This window comes from Neoroseomonas soli (assembly GCF_018129065.1).
Lineage (GTDB): Bacteria > Pseudomonadota > Alphaproteobacteria > Acetobacterales > Acetobacteraceae > Neoroseomonas > Neoroseomonas soli.
This window is the reverse complement of record NZ_JAAEDM010000033.1, coordinates 1-16,617: the sequence shown is the minus strand read 5'-3', so window position 1 is coordinate 16,617 and position 16,617 is coordinate 1. Positions and strand designations below refer to the sequence as shown.

Sequence of the window (16,617 nt, the reverse complement as noted above, 5' to 3'; positions counted from 1 at the left end):
AATGAACCGTCGCTCGCTCCTCGCGCTGCCGGCCGTGGCCGCCGCCGGCGCCTATATCGGCCCGGCATCCGCCCAGGCGCCCACGCGCATCACCATCGCCACCGGCGTCGATCCCTCCTTCGCCGCCTACTACGTCGCCAAGGAAGGCGGCTTCTTCGAGCGCAATGGGCTCGACGTCACCGTCAACACCGGGCCGTCCGGCTCGGCGATGATCGCCTTCCTGATCGGCAACCAGATCCAGTCCGCCTATGGCGCGGAGCAGGCCGGCGTCTCGGCCAATGTGCGCGATCCGAACGTGGTCGCGGTCGCTGAGGGCGTCGCCCTGCTGCGCTGGATCAGCGTGCTCGGCCGCGGCATCCGCACCATGGAGGAGCTGAAGGGCAAGCGCGTCGGCGTGGCGCGCGGCACGGGGTCCGAGACCTTCTGGCTCTCGGTCGTCTCGAAGCTCAACCTCAACCCGGCCGACTACACCATCGTGAACGTCGAGGCGCCGGAGATGGTCGCCGCCATGGAACGCGGCAACATCGACGCCTTCGCGGTGTGGGAGCCCTGGCCGACGCGCGCCCAGCGCGCCATCCCGAACACGCACATCCTCGTCAACAACGAGCAGATCCAGATCGTCCGCAACTACGTCTACATGAACAAGGCCTGGGCGACGGAGAACCGCCCGGTCACCGAGCGCCTGATGCGCGCCCTGATCCAGGCGAGCGACTTCCTCGATTCCAACCGCGACGAAGCGGTCCGCCAGGTTGCGCGCTTCCTGCGCCAGGACCGTTCCCTGGTGGCGGAACTGATGAACAAGGTCGGCTACCGCATGAACCTGACCCCCGACAGCGTGGCGAACGTCCAGCTCGCCATCGACCAGCTGCGCGGCATGAACCGGCTCGATCGCCCGGTGACGACCGCCGACGTGATCTGGGCGGACCCGATGCGTTGGGTCGCGCCGGACCGCGTGCGGATCTGATGCGGTGACGGACCGCCGCGTCGCCGCGCTCGCACGCCTCGCCGCGCATGTGGCGGAGGTCGCGCCGGTCGATCTCTCGGTGCGGCTGTGGGACGGGTCGGTCCTGCCGCTCGCGCCCGGGGCGAGGGAGGACCTGACCCTCGTGGTCGGCACGCCGGCGGCGCTGACGCGGCTGGTGCGGCGGCCACGCCTGCCGACGGTGGTGGAACTGATCGCCGAAGGCGCAGTGGACCTTGAAGGCGGCACGCTGCTCGACCTCGCCGCGCGGGCGGGGTCGGGCTCCACGCGCGGGATCGCGAAGCGGATCGACAAGGGGCTCGCGCTGCGCGCCTTCCTGCCCTTCCTGTTCGGCCCGGGCGGCGGCGGGGCTGGGCATGCCTACACCGGCACGCAGGCGGCGAGGCACGGGCAGGGGCGCGACGACAAGGCGCAGGTGCAGTTCCACTACGACCTGTCGAATGCCTTCTACGCGCTCTTCCTCGACCCGGAGATGGTCTATTCCTGCGCCTACTTCCCGGACTGGGAAGCGGACCTCGCCACCGCGCAGCGCGCCAAGCTGGAGATGATCTGCCGCAAGCTCCGCCTGAAGCCTGGCGAGCGGATGCTCGACATCGGCTGCGGCTGGGGCGGCCTGGTCTGCCACGCGGCGCAGCACCACGGCGTGCAGGCGCATGGCGTGACGCTGTCCCAGGCGCAATTCGACTTCGCCACGGAGAAGGTCCGGTGCCTCGGCCTGCAGGACCGCGTCACCATCGAACTGCGCGACTTCCGCGACCTGCGCGACGTCGAGTTCGACAAGGTCGCCTCCATCGGCATGTTCGAGCATGTCGGCCTCGACAACCGCGACGGCTATTTCCGCCACATCCGGTCGCTGCTGAAGCCGCGCGGCATCTACCTGCACCACGCCATTGCCCGCCCGATGAAGGCCACGGAGAAGAAGTTCCGCAAGGCGAACCCGGAATTCCGCGCACTGGTGAACTACATCTTCCCCGGCGGCGAACTCGACCACATCGGCGGCACCACCGACGCGATGGAACGCAACGGCTTCGAGGTCCACGACACGGAAGGCTGGCGCGAACACTACGGACGCACCTGCCGGCTCTGGACCGAACGGCTCTACGCCAACCGCGAAGCCGCCTACATCGAGGCCAGCGCGGCCAAGACGAAGATCTGGCTGCTGTATCTCGCCGGCTGCGCGCTGGCCTTCGAGCGCGGCACCGTCGGCATCTTCCAGACGGTGGCGACGAAGCGCGCCCGCGGTGCCTCCGGCCTGCCGGCGACCCGCGCCGACCTCTACGCGTGACCGGGCCGGTCTTCCGCCGCGCGACCGCAGCCGACGTGCCGGCGATCGTTGCGCTGCTCGCCGACGACGTGCTCGGCGCGGCGCGCGAGACGCCGGGCGACCCTGCCTATGCCGCCGCATTCGCGGCGATCGAGGCCGATCCCAACCAATTGCTCGCGGTGGCCGAGGAGGACGGGCGGATCGTCGGCTGCGTGCAACTCACCTTCATCCCGGGCCTGTCCCATCGTGGCCTCTGGCGCGGGCAGATCGAGAGCGTGCGAACCGCATCGGACCGGCGCGGCTCGGGCCTTGGGCGGCGCATGTTCGCATGGGCGGTCGAGCAATGCCGGGCGCGCGGTTGCGGGATGGTGCAACTCACCACGGACAAGTCCCGCACCGAGGCGCGGCGGTTCTACGAGGCCCTCGGGTTCAATGCGAGCCACGAGGGGATGAAGCTGGCGCTGTGAAAGCGCGCCGGAGAGGGGCGCCGCCCCTCTCCGGACCTCTCCCCGCCAAGGGCCGAAAGGCCCTTGGAACCCATCAATTTCAAGCGGGGGGAGCGGGCCCGCCGGGAGCGGCTACGACTTCGCCGCGATGATCGCCCCGGTCATGCTTTCCGGGATGCGCGGGCGCCAGGCGCCGGCATCGACCTGCGTCACGAAGTCCAGCACCGCGCGGTTGAACGCGTCCGGATCCTCCAGGTTCATGGTGTGCCCGCATTTCGGCATCACCAGCAGCGCGCTGGTCGAGATGGTGCGCTTCAGGAACAGCGCCGGTTCCAGCGTCGGGTCGTCCTCGTCGCCGGCGATGATGAAGGTGGGCAGGGTCATCGCCCTGAAGCCGGCCTCGAGGTCGCCCAGCGCCGGGCGCGCCCGCTGCACGCCCATCATGGTGTTGGCCGATCCTTCGGTCGAATGCTCCATGAGCTGCGCGCGGAACTCGGCGTAGCCGCGCGGGTCCTTCTCCTCGAAGACCAGGCGCGTCGGGCCGCGGGCGTAGACGGCGCCGATCCTGTCCATGCCCTCGGCGCGGATGCGGGCGGCGGTCGCCTCGACCTCGGCGCGGAACTGGTCCTGCTTGCCGGGGGCGGCGCCGTAGCCGACGCCCGCCGCCGTCAGGCTGCGGGCCACCCCGGGGTAGCGCAGGCCGAGATGCAGCGTCGCGAAGGCGCCCATCGACAGGCCGACCACATGCGACTTGCCGAGGCCCAGGCCATTGATGACGGCGGCGATGTCATCCGTGGCGCGATCCTGGGAATAGGCCTTCGCGTCCGCCGGCACGGCAGAGGGTGCATAGCCCCGCGCAGAATACGTGATGCAGCGGTAGCGGCGGGAGAAGAACCGCATCTGCGGTTCCCAGGAGCGGTAATCGCCGGCGAACTCATGCACGAAGACCATCGGGATGCCGCTGCCGGCCTCCTCGTAATACAGGTCCACGCCGTCATCGGTCCGGATCGTCGGCATTCCGCTCACTCCCGTTGTTGCCGGTGCAGGATGGAAGGGTCACGGCGCGCCGTCCAGGCGCCTTGACAGGGGCGGGTCGCGAGCGCATCTCCAATCCGGACCAATTGGGTCCAGATTGCAGGAGGCGACCGGCCGTGCTGCGGCTGTCAAAGCTCACGGATTATGCGGTGGTGGTGCTCACCAGGCTGGAGGAAGCCGAGGAGGGTGGCGTGACGACCGCCCCCGTCCTTGCTGCCGCGACCGGCCTGGCGGAACCCACCGTGTCGAAGGTTCTCAAGATCCTGTCCCACGCCGGCCTGGTCGAGGGACGGCGCGGGGCTGCGGGCGGCTACCGCCTGACCCGCGCGATCGCCGAGATGCCTTTGACCGAGGTCATCACCGCGATCGACGGCCCGATCGCCCTCACTGCCTGCGTGGACAATACCTTCGGCCTTTGCGACGCCGAGGCCACATGCCCGGTCCGGGGGCGCTGGGACCCTGTGAACGACGCCATCCGCCGGGCGCTGTCCGGCATTTCCATCGCTGACCTCGCGGCTGCGCCGGCCATCGTGCCGCACCCCGAGGTCGTCGCCGCCGAATAGGACGGAGATCACGAATGCCTGCCGTCACGGAAACGATCGAGGCCGTCCAGTCCGTCACCGAGTCCGGCTACAAGTGGGGCTTCGAGACGGACATCGAGATGGAGTTCGCCCCCAAGGGGCTGAACGAGGATATCGTCCGCTTCATCAGCGCCAAGAAGAACGAGCCCGAATGGCTGCTCGAATGGCGCCTGCGCGCCTTCGCCGCCTGGAAGGCGATGGAGGAGCCGACCTGGGCGGCGGTGAAGTATCCGCCGATCGACTACCAGGACGCCTACTACTACGCCGCGCCGAAGCACACGAAGGGGCCGAAGTCGCTCGACGAGGTCGATCCCGAACTGCTCAAGACCTACGCCAAGCTCGGCATTCCGCTGCGCGAGCAGGAAATCCTCGCGGGCGTCGAAGGCGCGGGCTCCACGCCGGCCGAGGGGCGCATGCCCGTCGCGGTCGACGCGGTGTTCGACAGCGTGAGCGTGGCCACGACCTTCAAGGATCGGCTCGAGAAGGAAGGCATCATCTTCTGCTCGATCAGCGAGGCGGTGCAGAAGCACCCCGAACTGGTGCGGAAGTACCTCGGCACGGTCGTACCGCAGGGCGACAACTTCTTCGCCGCGCTGAACAGCGCGGTCTTCACCGATGGCAGCTTCGTCTACATCCCGAAGGGCGTCCGCTGCCCGATGGAGCTGTCCACCTATTTCCGCATCAACGCCAAGAGCACCGGGCAGTTCGAGCGCACGCTGATCATCGCGGATGCGGGTTCCCACGTCTCGTATCTGGAAGGCTGCACGGCCCCGATGCGCGACGAGAACCAGTTGCATGCCGCGGTGGTCGAACTGGTCGCGATGGATGACGCGACGATCAAGTACTCCACCGTCCAGAACTGGTACCCCGGCGACGCCGAGGGCAAGGGCGGCATCTACAATTTCGTCACCAAGCGTGGCGCCTGCCGCGGCGCGCGGTCCAAGATCTCCTGGACGCAGGTGGAGACGGGTTCCGCCATCACGTGGAAGTACCCCTCCTGCATCCTGCAGGGCGCGGACAGCGTGGGCGAGTTCTACTCCGTCGCCATCACCAACAACTACCAGCAGGCCGATACGGGCACGAAGATGTTCCACATCGGCCCGCGCACGACGTCGACCATCGTGTCGAAGGGCATCAGCGCCGGCCATGGGCAGAACACCTATCGCGGCCTGGTGCGCATCGGGGCCAAGGCGACGGGCGCGCGCAACTTCACCCAGTGCGACAGCCTGCTGATCGGCGACCTCTGCGGCGCGCACACGGTGCCCTACATCGAGAACCGCTGCATGTCCGCGAAGGTGGAGCACGAGGCCACCACCAGCCGCATCGCCGAGGACCAGCTCTTCTACTGCCGCCAGCGCGGGCTGACGGAGGAGGAGGCGGTCGGCCTCATCGTCAATGGCTTCTGCCGCGAGGTGCTGAAGGAACTCCCGATGGAGTTCGCGGTGGAAGCGCAGAAGCTGCTGCAGATTTCGCTCGAAGGGAGCGTCGGATGAGATCGCCGGAGGGCTACGGCACCGAAGGCACGAATCTCATCCGCAAGGAGAACGCTTAAATGCTGCGTATCGAAGGACTGACCGCCGAAGTCGAAGGCAAGCCGATCCTGAACGGGGTCGACCTCGAAGTGCCGAGCGGCGAGGTGCATGCGATCATGGGCCCGAACGGTTCGGGCAAGTCCACGCTCTCCTACGTGCTTGCGGGGCGCGAGGGCTACGTGGTGACGGGCGGCAGCGCCACCTTCAATGGCGTCGACATCCTGGCGATCGAGCCCGAGGAACGTGCCGCGGCCGGCCTCTTCCTGGCCTTCCAGTACCCGGTCGAGCTGCCGGGCGTGGGCAACGCCACCTTCCTGCGCACGGCGCTCAACGCGCAGCGCAGGGCGAAGGGTGAGAGCGAGCTCGACGCCATGCAGTTCCTCAAGCTGGCGCGGGAGCGGATGAAGGCGCTGTCGATGCCCGAGGACATGCTGAAGCGCGGCGTGAATGTCGGCTTCTCCGGCGGCGAGAAGAAGCGCAACGAGATCCTGCAGATGGCGATGCTCAAGCCGGCGCTCGCGATCCTCGACGAGACGGATTCCGGCCTCGACATCGACGCGCTGAAGATCGTTTCCGATGGCGTCAACGCCATGCGCGGGCCGGACTTCTCCGCCCTCGTCATCACCCACTACCAGCGCCTTCTCGACTACATCGTGCCGGACCGCGTGCATGTGCTGATCAGCGGCCGCATCGTGAGGTCCGGCGGTCCCGAACTCGCGCAGGAGCTGGAGGCGCAGGGCTACGCTGCCGTCCAGGCGGCGGCATGACGGCACCTGTCGCCACCGGCGCGGCTGGCTTCCTCGCCCGCTACGAAGGGCTGAAGGACCACCTGCCCGGCGCCCGGAAGCCCTGGCTGAACCAGCTGCGCGCCGACGCCGCGGTGCACTTCGCCGCGCGCGGCTTCCCGACGCGCCGCGTGGAACAGTGGAAGTACACCGACCTCGCCCCCGTCGCGCAGGCCTCCTTCGCCGAGCCGCTGACGATGGTCGAGGGCGCCATCGCCCTGCCGGTGCCGAATGCGGAGAACCGCGCGGTGTTCGTGGATGGCCGCTTCCGGCCGGACCTCTCGACGCTGGATGGCCTCGCCTTCCGCGTGGGCGGCCTCGCGCAGGGCCTCGCGGATGCCGAGCCGTGGCTCGGCGCGCTCGCCAAGCCGGGCACCGAGCCGCTCGCCGCCCTGAACACCATGCTGTTCGAGGACGGGCTGTTCCTCGACCTGCCGGAAGGCGTCGATGGCGGGCTGCTGGAACTGGTCTCGATCGCGGTCGATCCGGGCCGCCCCTTCGCCTTCCACCCGCGCCACCTGTTCCGCCTCGGCGCCGGCGCGAAGCTGACGCTGATCGAAACCGCCACCGGCCGCGGCCACTGCCTGCACAACCCGGTCTTCGAGATCGACGTCGCCGAGAACGCGACCCTGACGCATGGCCGCATGCTGCAGGAGGAAGCGACCGTCTTCCACCTGTCGACCATCTACGCGACCGTCGCGGCGGGCGGCACCTACGACAATTTCACCGTCGCCGCCGGCCCGCGCCTGACGCGCAACGAGATCCATGCGGCGCTGACCGGCCCCAAGGCCGCCTGCCACATGAACGGCGCGCAGATGGCCAGCGACGGCCAGCACGTGGACACCACCACCGCGCTCGACCACGCCGCACCCGACTGCGCCAGCCGCCAGACCTACAAGACGGTGCTCGCCGGCCGCTCGCGCGGCGTCTTCCAGGGCAAGATCCACGTCCACAGGGTCGCGCAGAGGACCGACGGCTACCAGATGAACCAGGCGCTGCTGCTCTCGGACGAAGCCGAGATCGACAGCAAGCCGCAGCTGGAAATCTACGCCGACGACGTGAAGTGCAGCCACGGCGCGACGGTGGGCGCGCTGGATGCGGACAGCCTCTTCTACCTCCGCACCCGCGGCATCCCCGAGAGCCAGGCCAAGGCCATGCTGGTCGAGGCCTTCCTGCACGAGGCGGTCGAGACCGTGACCGATGACACGCTGCGTACCGCCCTGACGCGGGCGCTGGACAACTGGTGGGCGAGGCAGGAGGCCTCTGCGTGATGGACGCGATCCCGGCGGTCACTTTCGACGTCGCGCGCATCCGGCAGGATTTCCCGATCCTGTCGCAGACGCATCGCGGCCGGCCGCTGGTCTTCCTCGATTCCGGCGCGAGCGCCCAGAAGCCGCGCGCCGTGATCGAGGCCATGGTCCGCTGCATGGAAACGGCCTACGCCAACGTCCATCGCGGCGCCTATCGCCTGTCCGAACTCGCGACCGATTCCTACGAGGCCGCGCGTGCCGCCACCGCGCGCTTCCTGAACGCCGCCGACCCGCGCGAGATCGTCTTCACCAGGAACAGCACCGAGGCGATGAACCTCGTCGCCCATTCCTGGGGCCGTGGCGTGATGAAGCCGGGCCAGGCGGTGCTGATCTCCGAACTCGAGCACCACGCCAACATCGTCCCCTGGCAGATGCTGCGCGACGACAAGGGCAACGAACTGCGGGTCTGCCGCGTGACCGACAGCGGCGAACTCGACATGGAAGACCTCGCGCGCAAGCTCGCGGACGGCAAGGTCGGGCTGGTCGCCGTCGCCCACATGTCCAACGTGCTCGGCACCGTCACGCCGGTGGAGCGCATCGTCGCGCTGGCGCATGCCCATGGCGCGAAGGTGCTGCTGGACGGCTCCCAGGCGGCGGTCCATCGCCGTGTGGACGTCCAGGCGATCGGCTGCGACTTCTACTGCTTCACCGGCCACAAGCTCTATGGGCCGACGGGCATCGGCGTGCTCTGGGCGCGGCTGGAACATCTCGACCGCATGCCGCCCTTCCTCGGCGGCGGCGACATGATCAGCAGCGTCACCTTCGAGAAGACCGAATGGGCGCCCGTGCCCGCGAAGTTCGAGGCCGGCACGCCGCCCATCATCGAGGCCGTCGGCCTGCACGCCGCCATCGACTACGTCACGGCCATCGGCATGACGGCGATCGAGACGCATGAGCGCGCGCTCGTGGACCACGCCATGGGCAGGCTGTCGGAGGTGCCGGGCTTGACGCTGCTCGGCCGCGCGCAGGACCGCGGCGGCGTCTTCGCCTTCGCGCTCGATACGGCGCATCCGCACGACCTCGCGACGCTGCTCGATCGCGCCGGCATCGCCGTGCGCGCCGGCCGCCACTGCGCCGAGCCGCTGCACGCCCGCTTCGGCCTGGAGAACGGCACGACGCGCGCCTCCTTCGGCCTCTACACGACGAAGGAGGAGGTCGATCTCCTCGCACGAGCCGTCACCGAGGCGCGGGAGTTCTTCAAATGAGCGCCGGATCGGATCGCCGCAGGGCGGAGGCCGCCATGACACCGGGCACCGGAGGCGTGCATCCGTCCGGTCGGACGACGGGCCTGTTTGACGACCTGCGCGATCTCTACCAGGAAGTCATCCTGGATCATGGCCGCAAGCCGCGGAACTTCCGCCGGCTGGAGGATGCCGACGCCACCTCGCGCGGGGACAACCCGATGTGCGGCGACCGCATCGAGCTGTTCCTGAAGATGACGCCGGACGGCCACATCGCCGACGCCGCGTTCCAGGGCCGCGGCTGCGCCATCTCAACCGCCTCCGCCTCCCTGATGACGGAGACGGTCAAGGGCAAGACGCCGGAGCAGGCGAAGGAACTCGGCGCGAAGTTCCGCGAACTGGCCATGACCGGCGCCTGCCCCGATTGCGGCGGCGATCTGTCCGACGAGATGGAACGCCTGACGCCGCTGTCGGGCGTTCACGAGTTTCCGTCCCGCGTGAAGTGCGCGACGCTCGCCTGGCATACGCTGAACGCCGCGCTCGACGGGACCAAGGAGGCGAGCAGTGAGTGAGGACGCCACCATCAACCCGCCGGAGACGCGCGCCGCCTGGACGCCGGACGGCGAGGTGAAGCCGCCCGCGCCGAAGGTGAGCGAGGACGCGGTGATCGCCGCGGTCTCCACCGTCTACGACCCGGAGATCCCGGTCGACATCTACCAGCTCGGCCTGATCTACGCGATCGAGATCGCCGACGACGGCAAGGTCAAGGTCGAGATGACGCTGACCACCCCGTCCTGCCCGTCCGCGCAGGAACTGCCCGGCCAGGTCGAGGACGCGGTGCGCGGCGTCGAGGGCGTGACCGATGTCGATGTCGAGGTCGTCTGGGATCCGCCCTGGGACCAGTCCCGCATGAGCGAGGATGCCCGCCTCGCGCTGAACATGTTCTGAGGTCCGCGATGAGCGTTACCGCGAACACGCCCCCCCCGCCACGCCGTTCATTGCCGCCGGTCATGTCGCTGACCGATGGCGCGGCGGACCGCCTGCGCGGCCTCTATGCCAGGGGCGAGCACGGCAAGCTGCTGCGCATCGGCGTGAAGACGAAAGGCTGCTCCGGCCTGTCCTACGACCTGTCCTGGACGGAGGAGGCCGCGCCCACCGACGAGGTCATCACCGACAAGGGCGTCACCGTCCTCATCGACCGCAAGGCCACGCTGTTCCTGATCGGCACGGTGATGGACTACGAGGTCAAGGCGATGACCGCCGGCTTCACCTTCACCAATCCGAACGAGAAGGGCCGCTGCGGCTGCGGCGAGTCCTTCCACGTCTGATCAGGCACGCCGATCCGTCCGGATCGGCGTCCAGATCGAAACCTCCCGCGGCGCCTCGAGCAGCCCGGGAAGCGCCGCATGCCATGCGGCGCGATAGGGCCGCGTGAGCTGCACCTCGACGACCTCCTGGTGGTCGCGCCAGGTCTCGTGCAGCAGGAAGCGGTTCGCATCCTCCGGGTCCTGGTGCAGCGTGGCGGAGACGAAGCTTTCCTCCCCGCGCATTGCGTCGAGCACGCCGTTCAGGAGCACGAGGAAACGCTCGTGCTCCGCCGGCCTGACGCGGAATTCGATGAGGTAGGTGACGGCCATCGCGCGGCTCCCATGCTGGCGTCGCGCGAGGATAGGGGCTGCGCGGGGCGCGGGCGATGGCGCCGGAGGTCATCGCTTCGCGGGCAGCGGCGCGGTCGATACCCCGGCCGCCGCCATGTCCGAACGGATCTTGGCGCCGTCGGTCATCACCGTCACGGCCAGCGCGCCGGTGCGGAAGCCGTGGAACGACTGGCCGCCCCGGGGCACGGCCAGTGCCGCCGCAGCGAGCGCTGCGCGGCTCCAGGCCTCCTGCGAAGACCGCCCAGCCTCGACCGGGCCGCAATCAGGTTGCCCTGCGCGGCCCGGCTTCAAGCGAAAGGGTTACGCGGCGCTCGACCAGTCCGCCGGGACGAAGCGGAAGCCGTTGCCTGCTCGTGCCACGTAGCCGTTCGCCGGGAAGGGGTAGTGATAGCCGGTGACGCGGATGCGGTCGGTCGCGACCATGTCCAGCACCCGCCGCCGCGTCGCCGCCGCCTGGTCGCCGTCGAAGTCGAAGGCGATCTGCCAGTCCGGGTGCGCCATCATGACTTCCGGCCGGTTCGTCACGTCGGCGAGGAACATCGCCTGCTCGCTGCCGTCGGCGATGCGGAAGATGGTGTGGCCGGGCGTATGGCCGGGGGCGGCCATCGATGTGATGCCCGGGATCACCTCCGCGCCCGGCTGGAAGGTCTTCACCCGGTCGCGGTAGGGCGCGAAGCGGCGCGCCGTGTTGGCGAAGGTGCCGCGCTGGCCCTCGGGGCTGCGCGTCTGGTTGGCCTCGTCGGTCCACCAGGCCCATTCGGGGGCGGGCACATGGACCTCCGCATTCGGGAAGGCACGGCCATTCCCGGCATCGAGCAGGCCGTTGATGTGGTCGCCGTGGAAATGGCTGTGGATGACGTGGGTGACGCGGGCCGGGTCGATCCCGGCGGCGGCCATGTTCGCGATCATGCGCCCGGCGGTCGCGCCCGCCGGGGTCACGCCGTTGCCGGCGTCGAACATCGCCAGCGTCGCGCCGCGCTGCACGAAGGTGATGGTGAAGGGGATCACCGTGCGGTCCGTCGGCAGGAAACTGTCGCGCAGAACAGCCTGCACCGCGGCCAGCGGCGCATTCCGCACGAAGCCTTCGACCGGCCGGGAGAAGAAGCCGTCATGCACCGTGGTCACGGTCGCCCCGCCGATGCGGAAGCGGTAGTAGCCCGGCGCCTGCGCCGCGGCCGGCGTGGTTGCTGGGGCCTGGGCCCTGGCGGGGCGCGGCAGGGCCGGCAGGGCCAAGGCGCCCCCGGCGGCAAGCATGGCAAGGCGTCGGCTGGTCAAGGCGTTGGATCTCCCTCCGGGTTGGCAGGGTGGGGTCCCGGCCCGCCAGTCAAGCTCCAAGTTTGCCGGGTTGCAACGTGCACCCGGGGGTGGGATTTTGCGCGGCAGGTGCAATAATCCATTCGCTCTCTCTGTTGGCCCAAGGAATGCTGGTGCCCAAGGACGATACGCAAGCCCCGGCTCCCTTCGCCTCGCCACGGGGCAGGCTTGGATTGCTTCCCCGCTTCTTCTCCTGGCTTTTCGCGACCGACGCCGTGCGGACGCGGGCAGCCGTGCATGGCACACATGAGGAACTCTTCCGCATGCGCGGGGAGCTCGCGGTCCTGCGCGCCGAGATCGAGGCGATGCACGCCGCGGTCGGCCGCCGTGACATCGCGACGCTCGAGGAACTTCTGCGCGAGGGCAACCGCCGCCAGATCGAAGCGCTGATCCGCGACCGCACCCAGACCGTGCCGCTGCCCGACGGCAGCGTGCTCTGCCGCGTCCTCGGCCGCTTCAAGATGTTCACCGACGCGAATGACGGCGGCATGGCGCCGCATCTGCTGCTCGACGGCTACTGGGAATACTGGGTCACCGAGTTCCTCTGCCGCAACCTGGCGCGTGGCGAGACCGCCTACGACATCGGCGCGATCTACGGCTACTACTCCATTCTGCTCGCGGACCTGGTGGGCAGCGAGGGCCGCGTCGTCGCGCTCGAACCCAATTCCTGGCTGAACTGGCTGCTGAGGCGCAACATCTCGGTCAACGGCCTTGGCGGCACCGTCGCCATCCACCGCCTGGCGGCGGCCGAGGCGAAGCATGATTCGGTCCGCGTGCCGGCGATCCTGACCGGGCCCTTCACCGGCCCCTTCGCCAACTGGTTCACCTTCGAGGAAGGCCGCGCCACCTGCCCCGCGCCGGCCGTCGCGTTGCAGGACCTCGAGGCCGGCAGCGTCGATTTCGTGCGCATCGGCATCGCCTCCGCGGCCGATCGGGTCGTCGCCGGCATGGCCGGGCTGATGGACCGCAGCCCGGGCATGCGCATCCTGATGGAATTCGACGCCAATCGCTGCCAGGAGGCGCCGGCGCTGCTCGCAACGCTCGCCGCCCGCTACCCGCTGCGCTTCATCGACGGCGATTCGATCGCCAAGCCCTGCACGGCCGAGGAACTGCTCACGCAGCGCCGCGTCGCGACGCTCTACCTCTCGCGCATCGAGCCGCGCTGAGGCCCCTTCGCGCGGACGAAGGCGACCACCGCCTCGACCTGCGCGGAATGCACGAACTGATCGACCGGCGTCGCGGCCGCAACCTGCCAGCCGGCGGCGGCAAAGGGGCGGGCGTCGCGTGACAGCGCCGCCGGGTTGCAGGAGACATAGACCACCAGCGGCACCGCGCTGCGCGCCAGCAGCGCGGCCTGCTCGTCGGCGCCGGCGAAGGGCGGGTCCAGCACCACGGCGGCGAAGGGGGCGAGTTCGGCCACCGCCAGCGGTTGCCGCGCCAGGTCCCGCCGCGTCGCCGCAATAGGCAGGCCCGACCGGCCGCCTGCGGCGGACAGTGCGGCGACCGCGGCCGCATCCCCCTCGAAGGCGGCGACCCGGCCGCGCCCGGCGAGCGGGAAGGAGAGCGTCCCGAGCCCCGCATGCAGGTCCGCGATCCGCCCGCGGCCGGCCAGCTTCTCCGGCAGCGCGGCGAGCATGGCGGTGACGATCGCCGCCTCGCCTTCCGGGCTCGCCTGCAGGAAGGCGCCGGGCGGTGGCGCAACCTCGACGCCGGACAGGGTGATGGTGGCCGGGCCGTGCTGCGCCGCGACCTCCGCAGGGCCGTCCTTCCTCGCCCAGGCGATGCGCCGCAGGCCCTCCCGCGCCGCGAAGGCGGCGAGGGTGGCGCGGTCTTCCGGTGCCAGGGGGCCGTCGGTGCGCAGCAGCAGGTCCGGCCCGGTGTCGAGCAGGTTCACCACCGCCGAGCCTTCCCGCCGCAGCGCGCGCAGCCTGCGCAGCAGGTCGCGCAGCGCCGGCAGCAGAGCGACGATGCGCGGGTCGAGCACGATGCAGGTGGCGAGGTCCACCACCTCCGCGCTGCCCGCCGCATGGAAGCCGAGGGCGATGCGCTGGCCCGCCCGGCGGATCGCGAAATCGGCCCGGCGCCGGCGGCCGGGCGGGGTGGTGACGGTCGCGGCCACTGGCGCGTCCGGGAAGCCGGCGCGGGAGAGGGCTTCGGCCACCCGGCCGCGCTTCCATTCCGCCTGGGCGGCGGGCGCCCAATGCTGCACGGCGCATCCGCCGCAGCCTTCGGCGAAGTGGGGGCAGGGGGGCGGGACGCGGTCGGGACTGGGCGAGAGGATCTCGACCGCCTTCGCCGCGCAGCCGTCGCGCCGCCGCGGCCCGAGGAGGGCGCGCACCGCCTCCCCCGGCAGGGCGCGGGTGACGAAGCAGGGCGTGCCGTCGGGCAGCATGGATAGGCCGTCGCCGGCCGCGCCGATGCCGGTGACGCGCAGCGCCTGGGTTTCGGCGCTCATCGCTCGGGGCTCATAGGCAGCTTGGACGCGCTCAGCAGGACTTCACGCAGGAAGAGCATGAGGGAGGCGGTCAGGCTGAGCATGGCCAGCAGCAGCAGGCCCGCGATGTGCCCGCCCGCCCGGACGCCGGCGAGCGGTTCGACGAAGGCGGCGATCACCAGGATGCACAGCAGCACCGCCGCCATGATGGCGAAGGTGATGGCGCGGTAGGTCAGGCGCGCCCGCCGGGCCAGCATCCGCAGGTCGTTCAGCGGCGATTCGACGCCGTTGCGCGCTTCCTCGTGCAGGTCCGCCAGGCGCTGGAGCCGCGCCGTCAGCAGCGACAGCATGGCCATGATGCCACCGAGGATGAAGGCGGGCGCGATGGCGAGCTGCAGGGTCCGCTCGATCGTCAGCAGGTCCGTGCCGGTCAGCAACATGCCCGCCCGCCCTCCGTCCCGGGTTCAGCCGAAGGCGTTCAGCCCCGTCTGCGCACGGCCGAGGATCAGCGCGTGCACGTCGTGCGTGCCTTCGTAGGTGTTCACCGTCTCGAGGTTCATGACGTGGCGGATCACGTGGTACTCGTCCACGATCCCGTTGCCGCCGTGCATGTCACGCGCCATGCGCGCGATATCGAGCGACTTGCCGCAGTTGTTGCGCTTCACCAGGGAGATCATCTCCGGCGCGACCTTGCCCTCGTCGAACAGGCGCCCGACGCGCAGCACGGCATGCAGGCCGAGGGTGATCTCGGTCATCATGTCCGCGAGCTTCTTCTGGATGAGCTGCGTCTGCGCCAGCGGCTTGCCGAACATCTTGCGGTTCATCGTGTAGTCGCGCGCGCGGTGCCAGCAGTCTTCCGCCGCGCCGAGAGCGCCCCAGGCGATGCCGTAGCGCGCGCGGTTGAGACAGGAGAAGGGGCCGGCGAGCGACTTCACGCCCGGCAGGCGGTTCTCCTCCGGCACGAAGACGTCATCCATCATGATCATGCCGGTGACCGAGGCGCGCAGCGAGAACTTGCCCTCGATCTTGGGGAAGGTAAGGCCCTTCATGCCGCGGTCGAGGAGGAAGCCGCGCAGGATGCCCTCGTCGTCCTTCGCCCAGACCACCGCGACGTCGGCGATCGGGGAATTGGTGATCCAGGTCTTGGAACCGTTCAGGATGTAGCCGCCATCGACCTTCTTCGCGCGGGTGCGCATGGAATTCGGGTCGGAACCGGCGTCGGGCTCGGTCAGGCCGAAGCAGCCGACCCATTCGCCGGTGCGCAGCTTCGGCAGGTACTTGTCCTTCTGCGCCTCCGACCCGAAGGCATGGATCGGGTACATGACCAGCGAGGACTGCACGGAGAAGGCGGAGCGGTAGCCGGAATCGACGCGCTCGACCTCGCGCGCCATCAGGCCGTAGGAGACGTAGCCGACGCCCGCGCAGCCATGGCTGTCCAGCGTGGCGCCGAGGAAGCCCATCTCGCCGAACTCGTTCATGATCTCGCGGTGGAAGTGTTCCTTGCGGAAGGCTTCCTGCACGCGCGGCAGCAGCTTCTCCTGGCAGAACTGCCGGGCGCTGTCGCGGATCATGCGCTCGTCCTCGGTGAGGACGTCATCGAGCAGCAGGGGGTCGTCCCAGACGAACTGCGCGCGGCTGGGCTTGGCGACGACGTTCATGGCGGTGTCCTCCGCGTAATGGCCGACAGGATGCGGTTCCGCCGGCGCTCGGGCAATCGGGAAAGCCGGGCGTCCGCCGCCCGGGGCGGCGTCGCGGGCCAACCGGCACCCACCGGCGCGCCGTGGAGGCGGCTGCCAGCGGGTCCGGCAGGGGGTTTTGTCAGGCGGCCTCGGTTTCCGGCGTGGTGTCGGCCACGGCCGGCTTCTCGGCGCGCGGGCGCGGCAGCGGGATCAGCATGAAGGCCGGCACGGCATCGCCGAAGCCCTTCACCGCCGGGCCGAGATCCTCCTGTCGGTAGCGGCGTTCGCGGCCGGCATCGCGGTCGCGGTCGCGTCGCGGCTCGCGCTCGGTGCGGGCGGCCTCGGCGGTCTCGCGCTCGATGCGGGCGCTGCGGTCGCGATCGCCACCGCGGTCACGGCTCTGCTCGCGGCGCGGG

At 69.9% G+C, this 16,617-nt stretch carries 19 protein-coding genes and 1 pseudogene; 12 read left to right on the top strand and 8 right to left on the bottom strand.

Annotated features, from left to right (window positions below):
• Position 1: 1 nt before the first annotated feature.
• Genes GXW76_RS13235 through GXW76_RS13225 form a run of 3 tightly spaced genes read left to right on the top strand, consistent with a single transcriptional unit; the run spans position 2 to position 2,713 of the window.
• Entirely contained in the window at positions 2-964 is a 963-nt protein-coding gene (locus GXW76_RS13235) for an ABC transporter substrate-binding protein (RefSeq protein WP_211862538.1), read from the top strand.
• A 4-nt stretch (positions 965-968) separates the two neighbouring features.
• The gene (locus GXW76_RS13230; RefSeq protein WP_211862536.1) at positions 969-2,267 is read left to right on the top strand and encodes a class I SAM-dependent methyltransferase; all 1,299 of its coding nucleotides are present in this window, start codon (positions 969-971) and stop codon (positions 2,265-2,267) included.
• On the top strand, positions 2,264-2,713 hold the full coding sequence (locus tag GXW76_RS13225; protein WP_211862534.1) for a GNAT family N-acetyltransferase: 450 nt from the start codon (positions 2,264-2,266) through the stop codon (positions 2,711-2,713). The genes GXW76_RS13230 and GXW76_RS13225 overlap by 4 nt, the downstream gene beginning before the upstream one ends.
• A gap of 111 nt (positions 2,714-2,824) precedes the next feature.
• On the opposite strand, the gene GXW76_RS13220 is transcribed toward GXW76_RS13225, so the two are convergent.
• Positions 2,825-3,709, bottom strand: a complete 885-nt coding sequence (locus GXW76_RS13220; RefSeq protein WP_211862533.1) for an alpha/beta fold hydrolase — start codon at positions 3,707-3,709, stop codon at positions 2,825-2,827.
• A gap of 134 nt (positions 3,710-3,843) precedes the next feature.
• Here GXW76_RS13220 and GXW76_RS13215 point away from each other — a divergent pair, with 134 nt between their 5' ends.
• The 8 genes from GXW76_RS13215 to GXW76_RS13180 are packed head-to-tail and all read left to right on the top strand — an operon-like array spanning position 3,844 to position 10,444.
• Complete coding sequence (locus GXW76_RS13215) at positions 3,844-4,290, top strand: SUF system Fe-S cluster assembly regulator (protein WP_211862531.1); 447 nt, start codon at positions 3,844-3,846, stop codon at positions 4,288-4,290.
• A 14-nt stretch (positions 4,291-4,304) separates the two neighbouring features.
• A complete protein-coding gene (gene sufB, locus GXW76_RS13210; RefSeq protein ID WP_211862529.1) occupies positions 4,305-5,801 on the top strand; it encodes a Fe-S cluster assembly protein SufB in 1,497 nt (498 codons plus the stop codon).
• Between the two features lie 59 nt (positions 5,802-5,860).
• Positions 5,861-6,607 (top strand): Fe-S cluster assembly ATPase SufC, encoded by a 747-nt coding sequence (gene sufC / locus GXW76_RS13205; RefSeq protein ID WP_211862528.1) that lies wholly within the window; start codon positions 5,861-5,863, stop codon positions 6,605-6,607.
• Positions 6,604-7,896: a Fe-S cluster assembly protein SufD gene (gene sufD / locus GXW76_RS13200; protein ID WP_211862526.1), complete on the top strand. Its 1,293-nt coding sequence runs from the start codon at positions 6,604-6,606 to the stop codon at positions 7,894-7,896. The genes sufC and sufD overlap by 4 nt, the downstream gene beginning before the upstream one ends.
• Positions 7,896-9,140 (top strand): aminotransferase class V-fold PLP-dependent enzyme, encoded by a 1,245-nt coding sequence (locus tag GXW76_RS13195; RefSeq protein ID WP_211862524.1) that lies wholly within the window; start codon positions 7,896-7,898, stop codon positions 9,138-9,140. The genes sufD and GXW76_RS13195 overlap by 1 nt, the downstream gene beginning before the upstream one ends.
• A gap of 35 nt (positions 9,141-9,175) precedes the next feature.
• Positions 9,176-9,688, top strand: coding sequence for a Fe-S cluster assembly sulfur transfer protein SufU (gene sufU / locus GXW76_RS13190; RefSeq protein ID WP_456307107.1), 513 nt, complete (start codon positions 9,176-9,178; stop codon positions 9,686-9,688).
• A complete protein-coding gene (locus GXW76_RS13185; protein WP_211862523.1) occupies positions 9,681-10,064 on the top strand; it encodes an SUF system Fe-S cluster assembly protein in 384 nt (127 codons plus the stop codon). The genes sufU and GXW76_RS13185 overlap by 8 nt, the downstream gene beginning before the upstream one ends.
• An 8-nt stretch (positions 10,065-10,072) precedes the next feature.
• Positions 10,073-10,444 (top strand): HesB/IscA family protein, encoded by a 372-nt coding sequence (locus GXW76_RS13180; RefSeq protein ID WP_211862521.1) that lies wholly within the window; start codon positions 10,073-10,075, stop codon positions 10,442-10,444.
• Here GXW76_RS13180 and GXW76_RS13175 read toward each other — a convergent pair whose 3' ends face one another.
• From GXW76_RS13175 to GXW76_RS13165, 3 genes are all read right to left on the bottom strand, one after another.
• The gene (locus GXW76_RS13175) at positions 10,445-10,753 is read right to left on the bottom strand and encodes a putative quinol monooxygenase (protein ID WP_211862519.1); all 309 of its coding nucleotides are present in this window, start codon (positions 10,751-10,753) and stop codon (positions 10,445-10,447) included.
• Positions 10,754-10,822: 69 nt separating this feature from the next.
• On the bottom strand, positions 10,823-10,960 hold the full coding sequence (locus tag GXW76_RS13170; protein ID WP_211862517.1) for a hypothetical protein: 138 nt from the start codon (positions 10,958-10,960) through the stop codon (positions 10,823-10,825).
• Positions 10,961-11,074: 114 nt separating this feature from the next.
• Entirely contained in the window at positions 11,075-12,049 is a 975-nt protein-coding gene (locus tag GXW76_RS13165) for an MBL fold metallo-hydrolase (protein WP_246514239.1), read from the bottom strand.
• A gap of 302 nt (positions 12,050-12,351) precedes the next feature.
• On the opposite strand from GXW76_RS13165, the gene GXW76_RS13160 reads away from it, so the two are divergent.
• On the top strand, positions 12,352-13,254 hold the full coding sequence (locus GXW76_RS13160) for a class I SAM-dependent methyltransferase (protein WP_211862515.1): 903 nt from the start codon (positions 12,352-12,354) through the stop codon (positions 13,252-13,254).
• Here GXW76_RS13160 and GXW76_RS13155 read toward each other — a convergent pair.
• The 4 genes and pseudogenes from GXW76_RS13155 to GXW76_RS13140 all read right to left on the bottom strand — a co-directional run.
• Entirely contained in the window at positions 13,227-14,543 is a 1,317-nt protein-coding gene (locus GXW76_RS13155; protein ID WP_211862513.1) for a class I SAM-dependent RNA methyltransferase, read from the bottom strand. The two genes, GXW76_RS13160 and GXW76_RS13155, sit on opposite strands and share 28 nt — an antisense overlap.
• On the bottom strand, positions 14,540-14,962 hold the full coding sequence (locus GXW76_RS13150; RefSeq protein ID WP_211862511.1) for a DUF2721 domain-containing protein: 423 nt from the start codon (positions 14,960-14,962) through the stop codon (positions 14,540-14,542). The genes GXW76_RS13155 and GXW76_RS13150 overlap by 4 nt, the downstream gene beginning before the upstream one ends.
• Before the next feature lie 24 nt (positions 14,963-14,986).
• Positions 14,987-16,180: an acyl-CoA dehydrogenase gene (locus GXW76_RS13145; protein ID WP_211862509.1), complete on the bottom strand. Its 1,194-nt coding sequence runs from the start codon at positions 16,178-16,180 to the stop codon at positions 14,987-14,989.
• 160 nt (positions 16,181-16,340) lie between these two features.
• Positions 16,341-16,617 (bottom strand): annotated as a pseudogene (locus GXW76_RS13140) (DEAD/DEAH box helicase); the annotation flags it as partial.

What these genes read in the sequence shown, in the direction of transcription:
- sufB (WP_211862529.1), top strand. Translation starts at nt 4,305, where the DNA reads ATGCCTGCCGTCACGGAAACGATCGAGGCCGTCCAGTCCGTCACCGAG.
- sufC (WP_211862528.1), top strand. Translation starts at nt 5,861, where the DNA reads ATGCTGCGTATCGAAGGACTGACCGCCGAAGTCGAAGGCAAGCCGATC.
- GXW76_RS13155 (WP_211862513.1), bottom strand. Translation starts at nt 14,543, where the DNA reads ATGAGCGCCGAAACCCAGGCGCTGCGCGTCACCGGCATCGGCGCGGCC.
- GXW76_RS13160 (WP_211862515.1), top strand. Translation starts at nt 12,352, where the DNA reads ATGCGCGGGGAGCTCGCGGTCCTGCGCGCCGAGATCGAGGCGATGCAC.
- GXW76_RS13150 (WP_211862511.1), bottom strand. Translation starts at nt 14,962, where the DNA reads ATGTTGCTGACCGGCACGGACCTGCTGACGATCGAGCGGACCCTGCAG.
- GXW76_RS13180 (WP_211862521.1), top strand. Translation starts at nt 10,073, where the DNA reads ATGAGCGTTACCGCGAACACGCCCCCCCCGCCACGCCGTTCATTGCCG.
- sufD (WP_211862526.1), top strand. Translation starts at nt 6,604, where the DNA reads ATGACGGCACCTGTCGCCACCGGCGCGGCTGGCTTCCTCGCCCGCTAC.
- GXW76_RS13195 (WP_211862524.1), top strand. Translation starts at nt 7,896, where the DNA reads ATGGACGCGATCCCGGCGGTCACTTTCGACGTCGCGCGCATCCGGCAG.
- GXW76_RS13235 (WP_211862538.1), top strand. Translation starts at nt 2, where the DNA reads ATGAACCGTCGCTCGCTCCTCGCGCTGCCGGCCGTGGCCGCCGCCGGC.
- GXW76_RS13220 (WP_211862533.1), bottom strand. Translation starts at nt 3,709, where the DNA reads ATGCCGACGATCCGGACCGATGACGGCGTGGACCTGTATTACGAGGAG.
- sufU (WP_456307107.1), top strand. Translation starts at nt 9,176, where the DNA reads ATGACACCGGGCACCGGAGGCGTGCATCCGTCCGGTCGGACGACGGGC.
- GXW76_RS13175 (WP_211862519.1), bottom strand. Translation starts at nt 10,753, where the DNA reads ATGGCCGTCACCTACCTCATCGAATTCCGCGTCAGGCCGGCGGAGCAC.
- GXW76_RS13145 (WP_211862509.1), bottom strand. Translation starts at nt 16,180, where the DNA reads ATGAACGTCGTCGCCAAGCCCAGCCGCGCGCAGTTCGTCTGGGACGAC.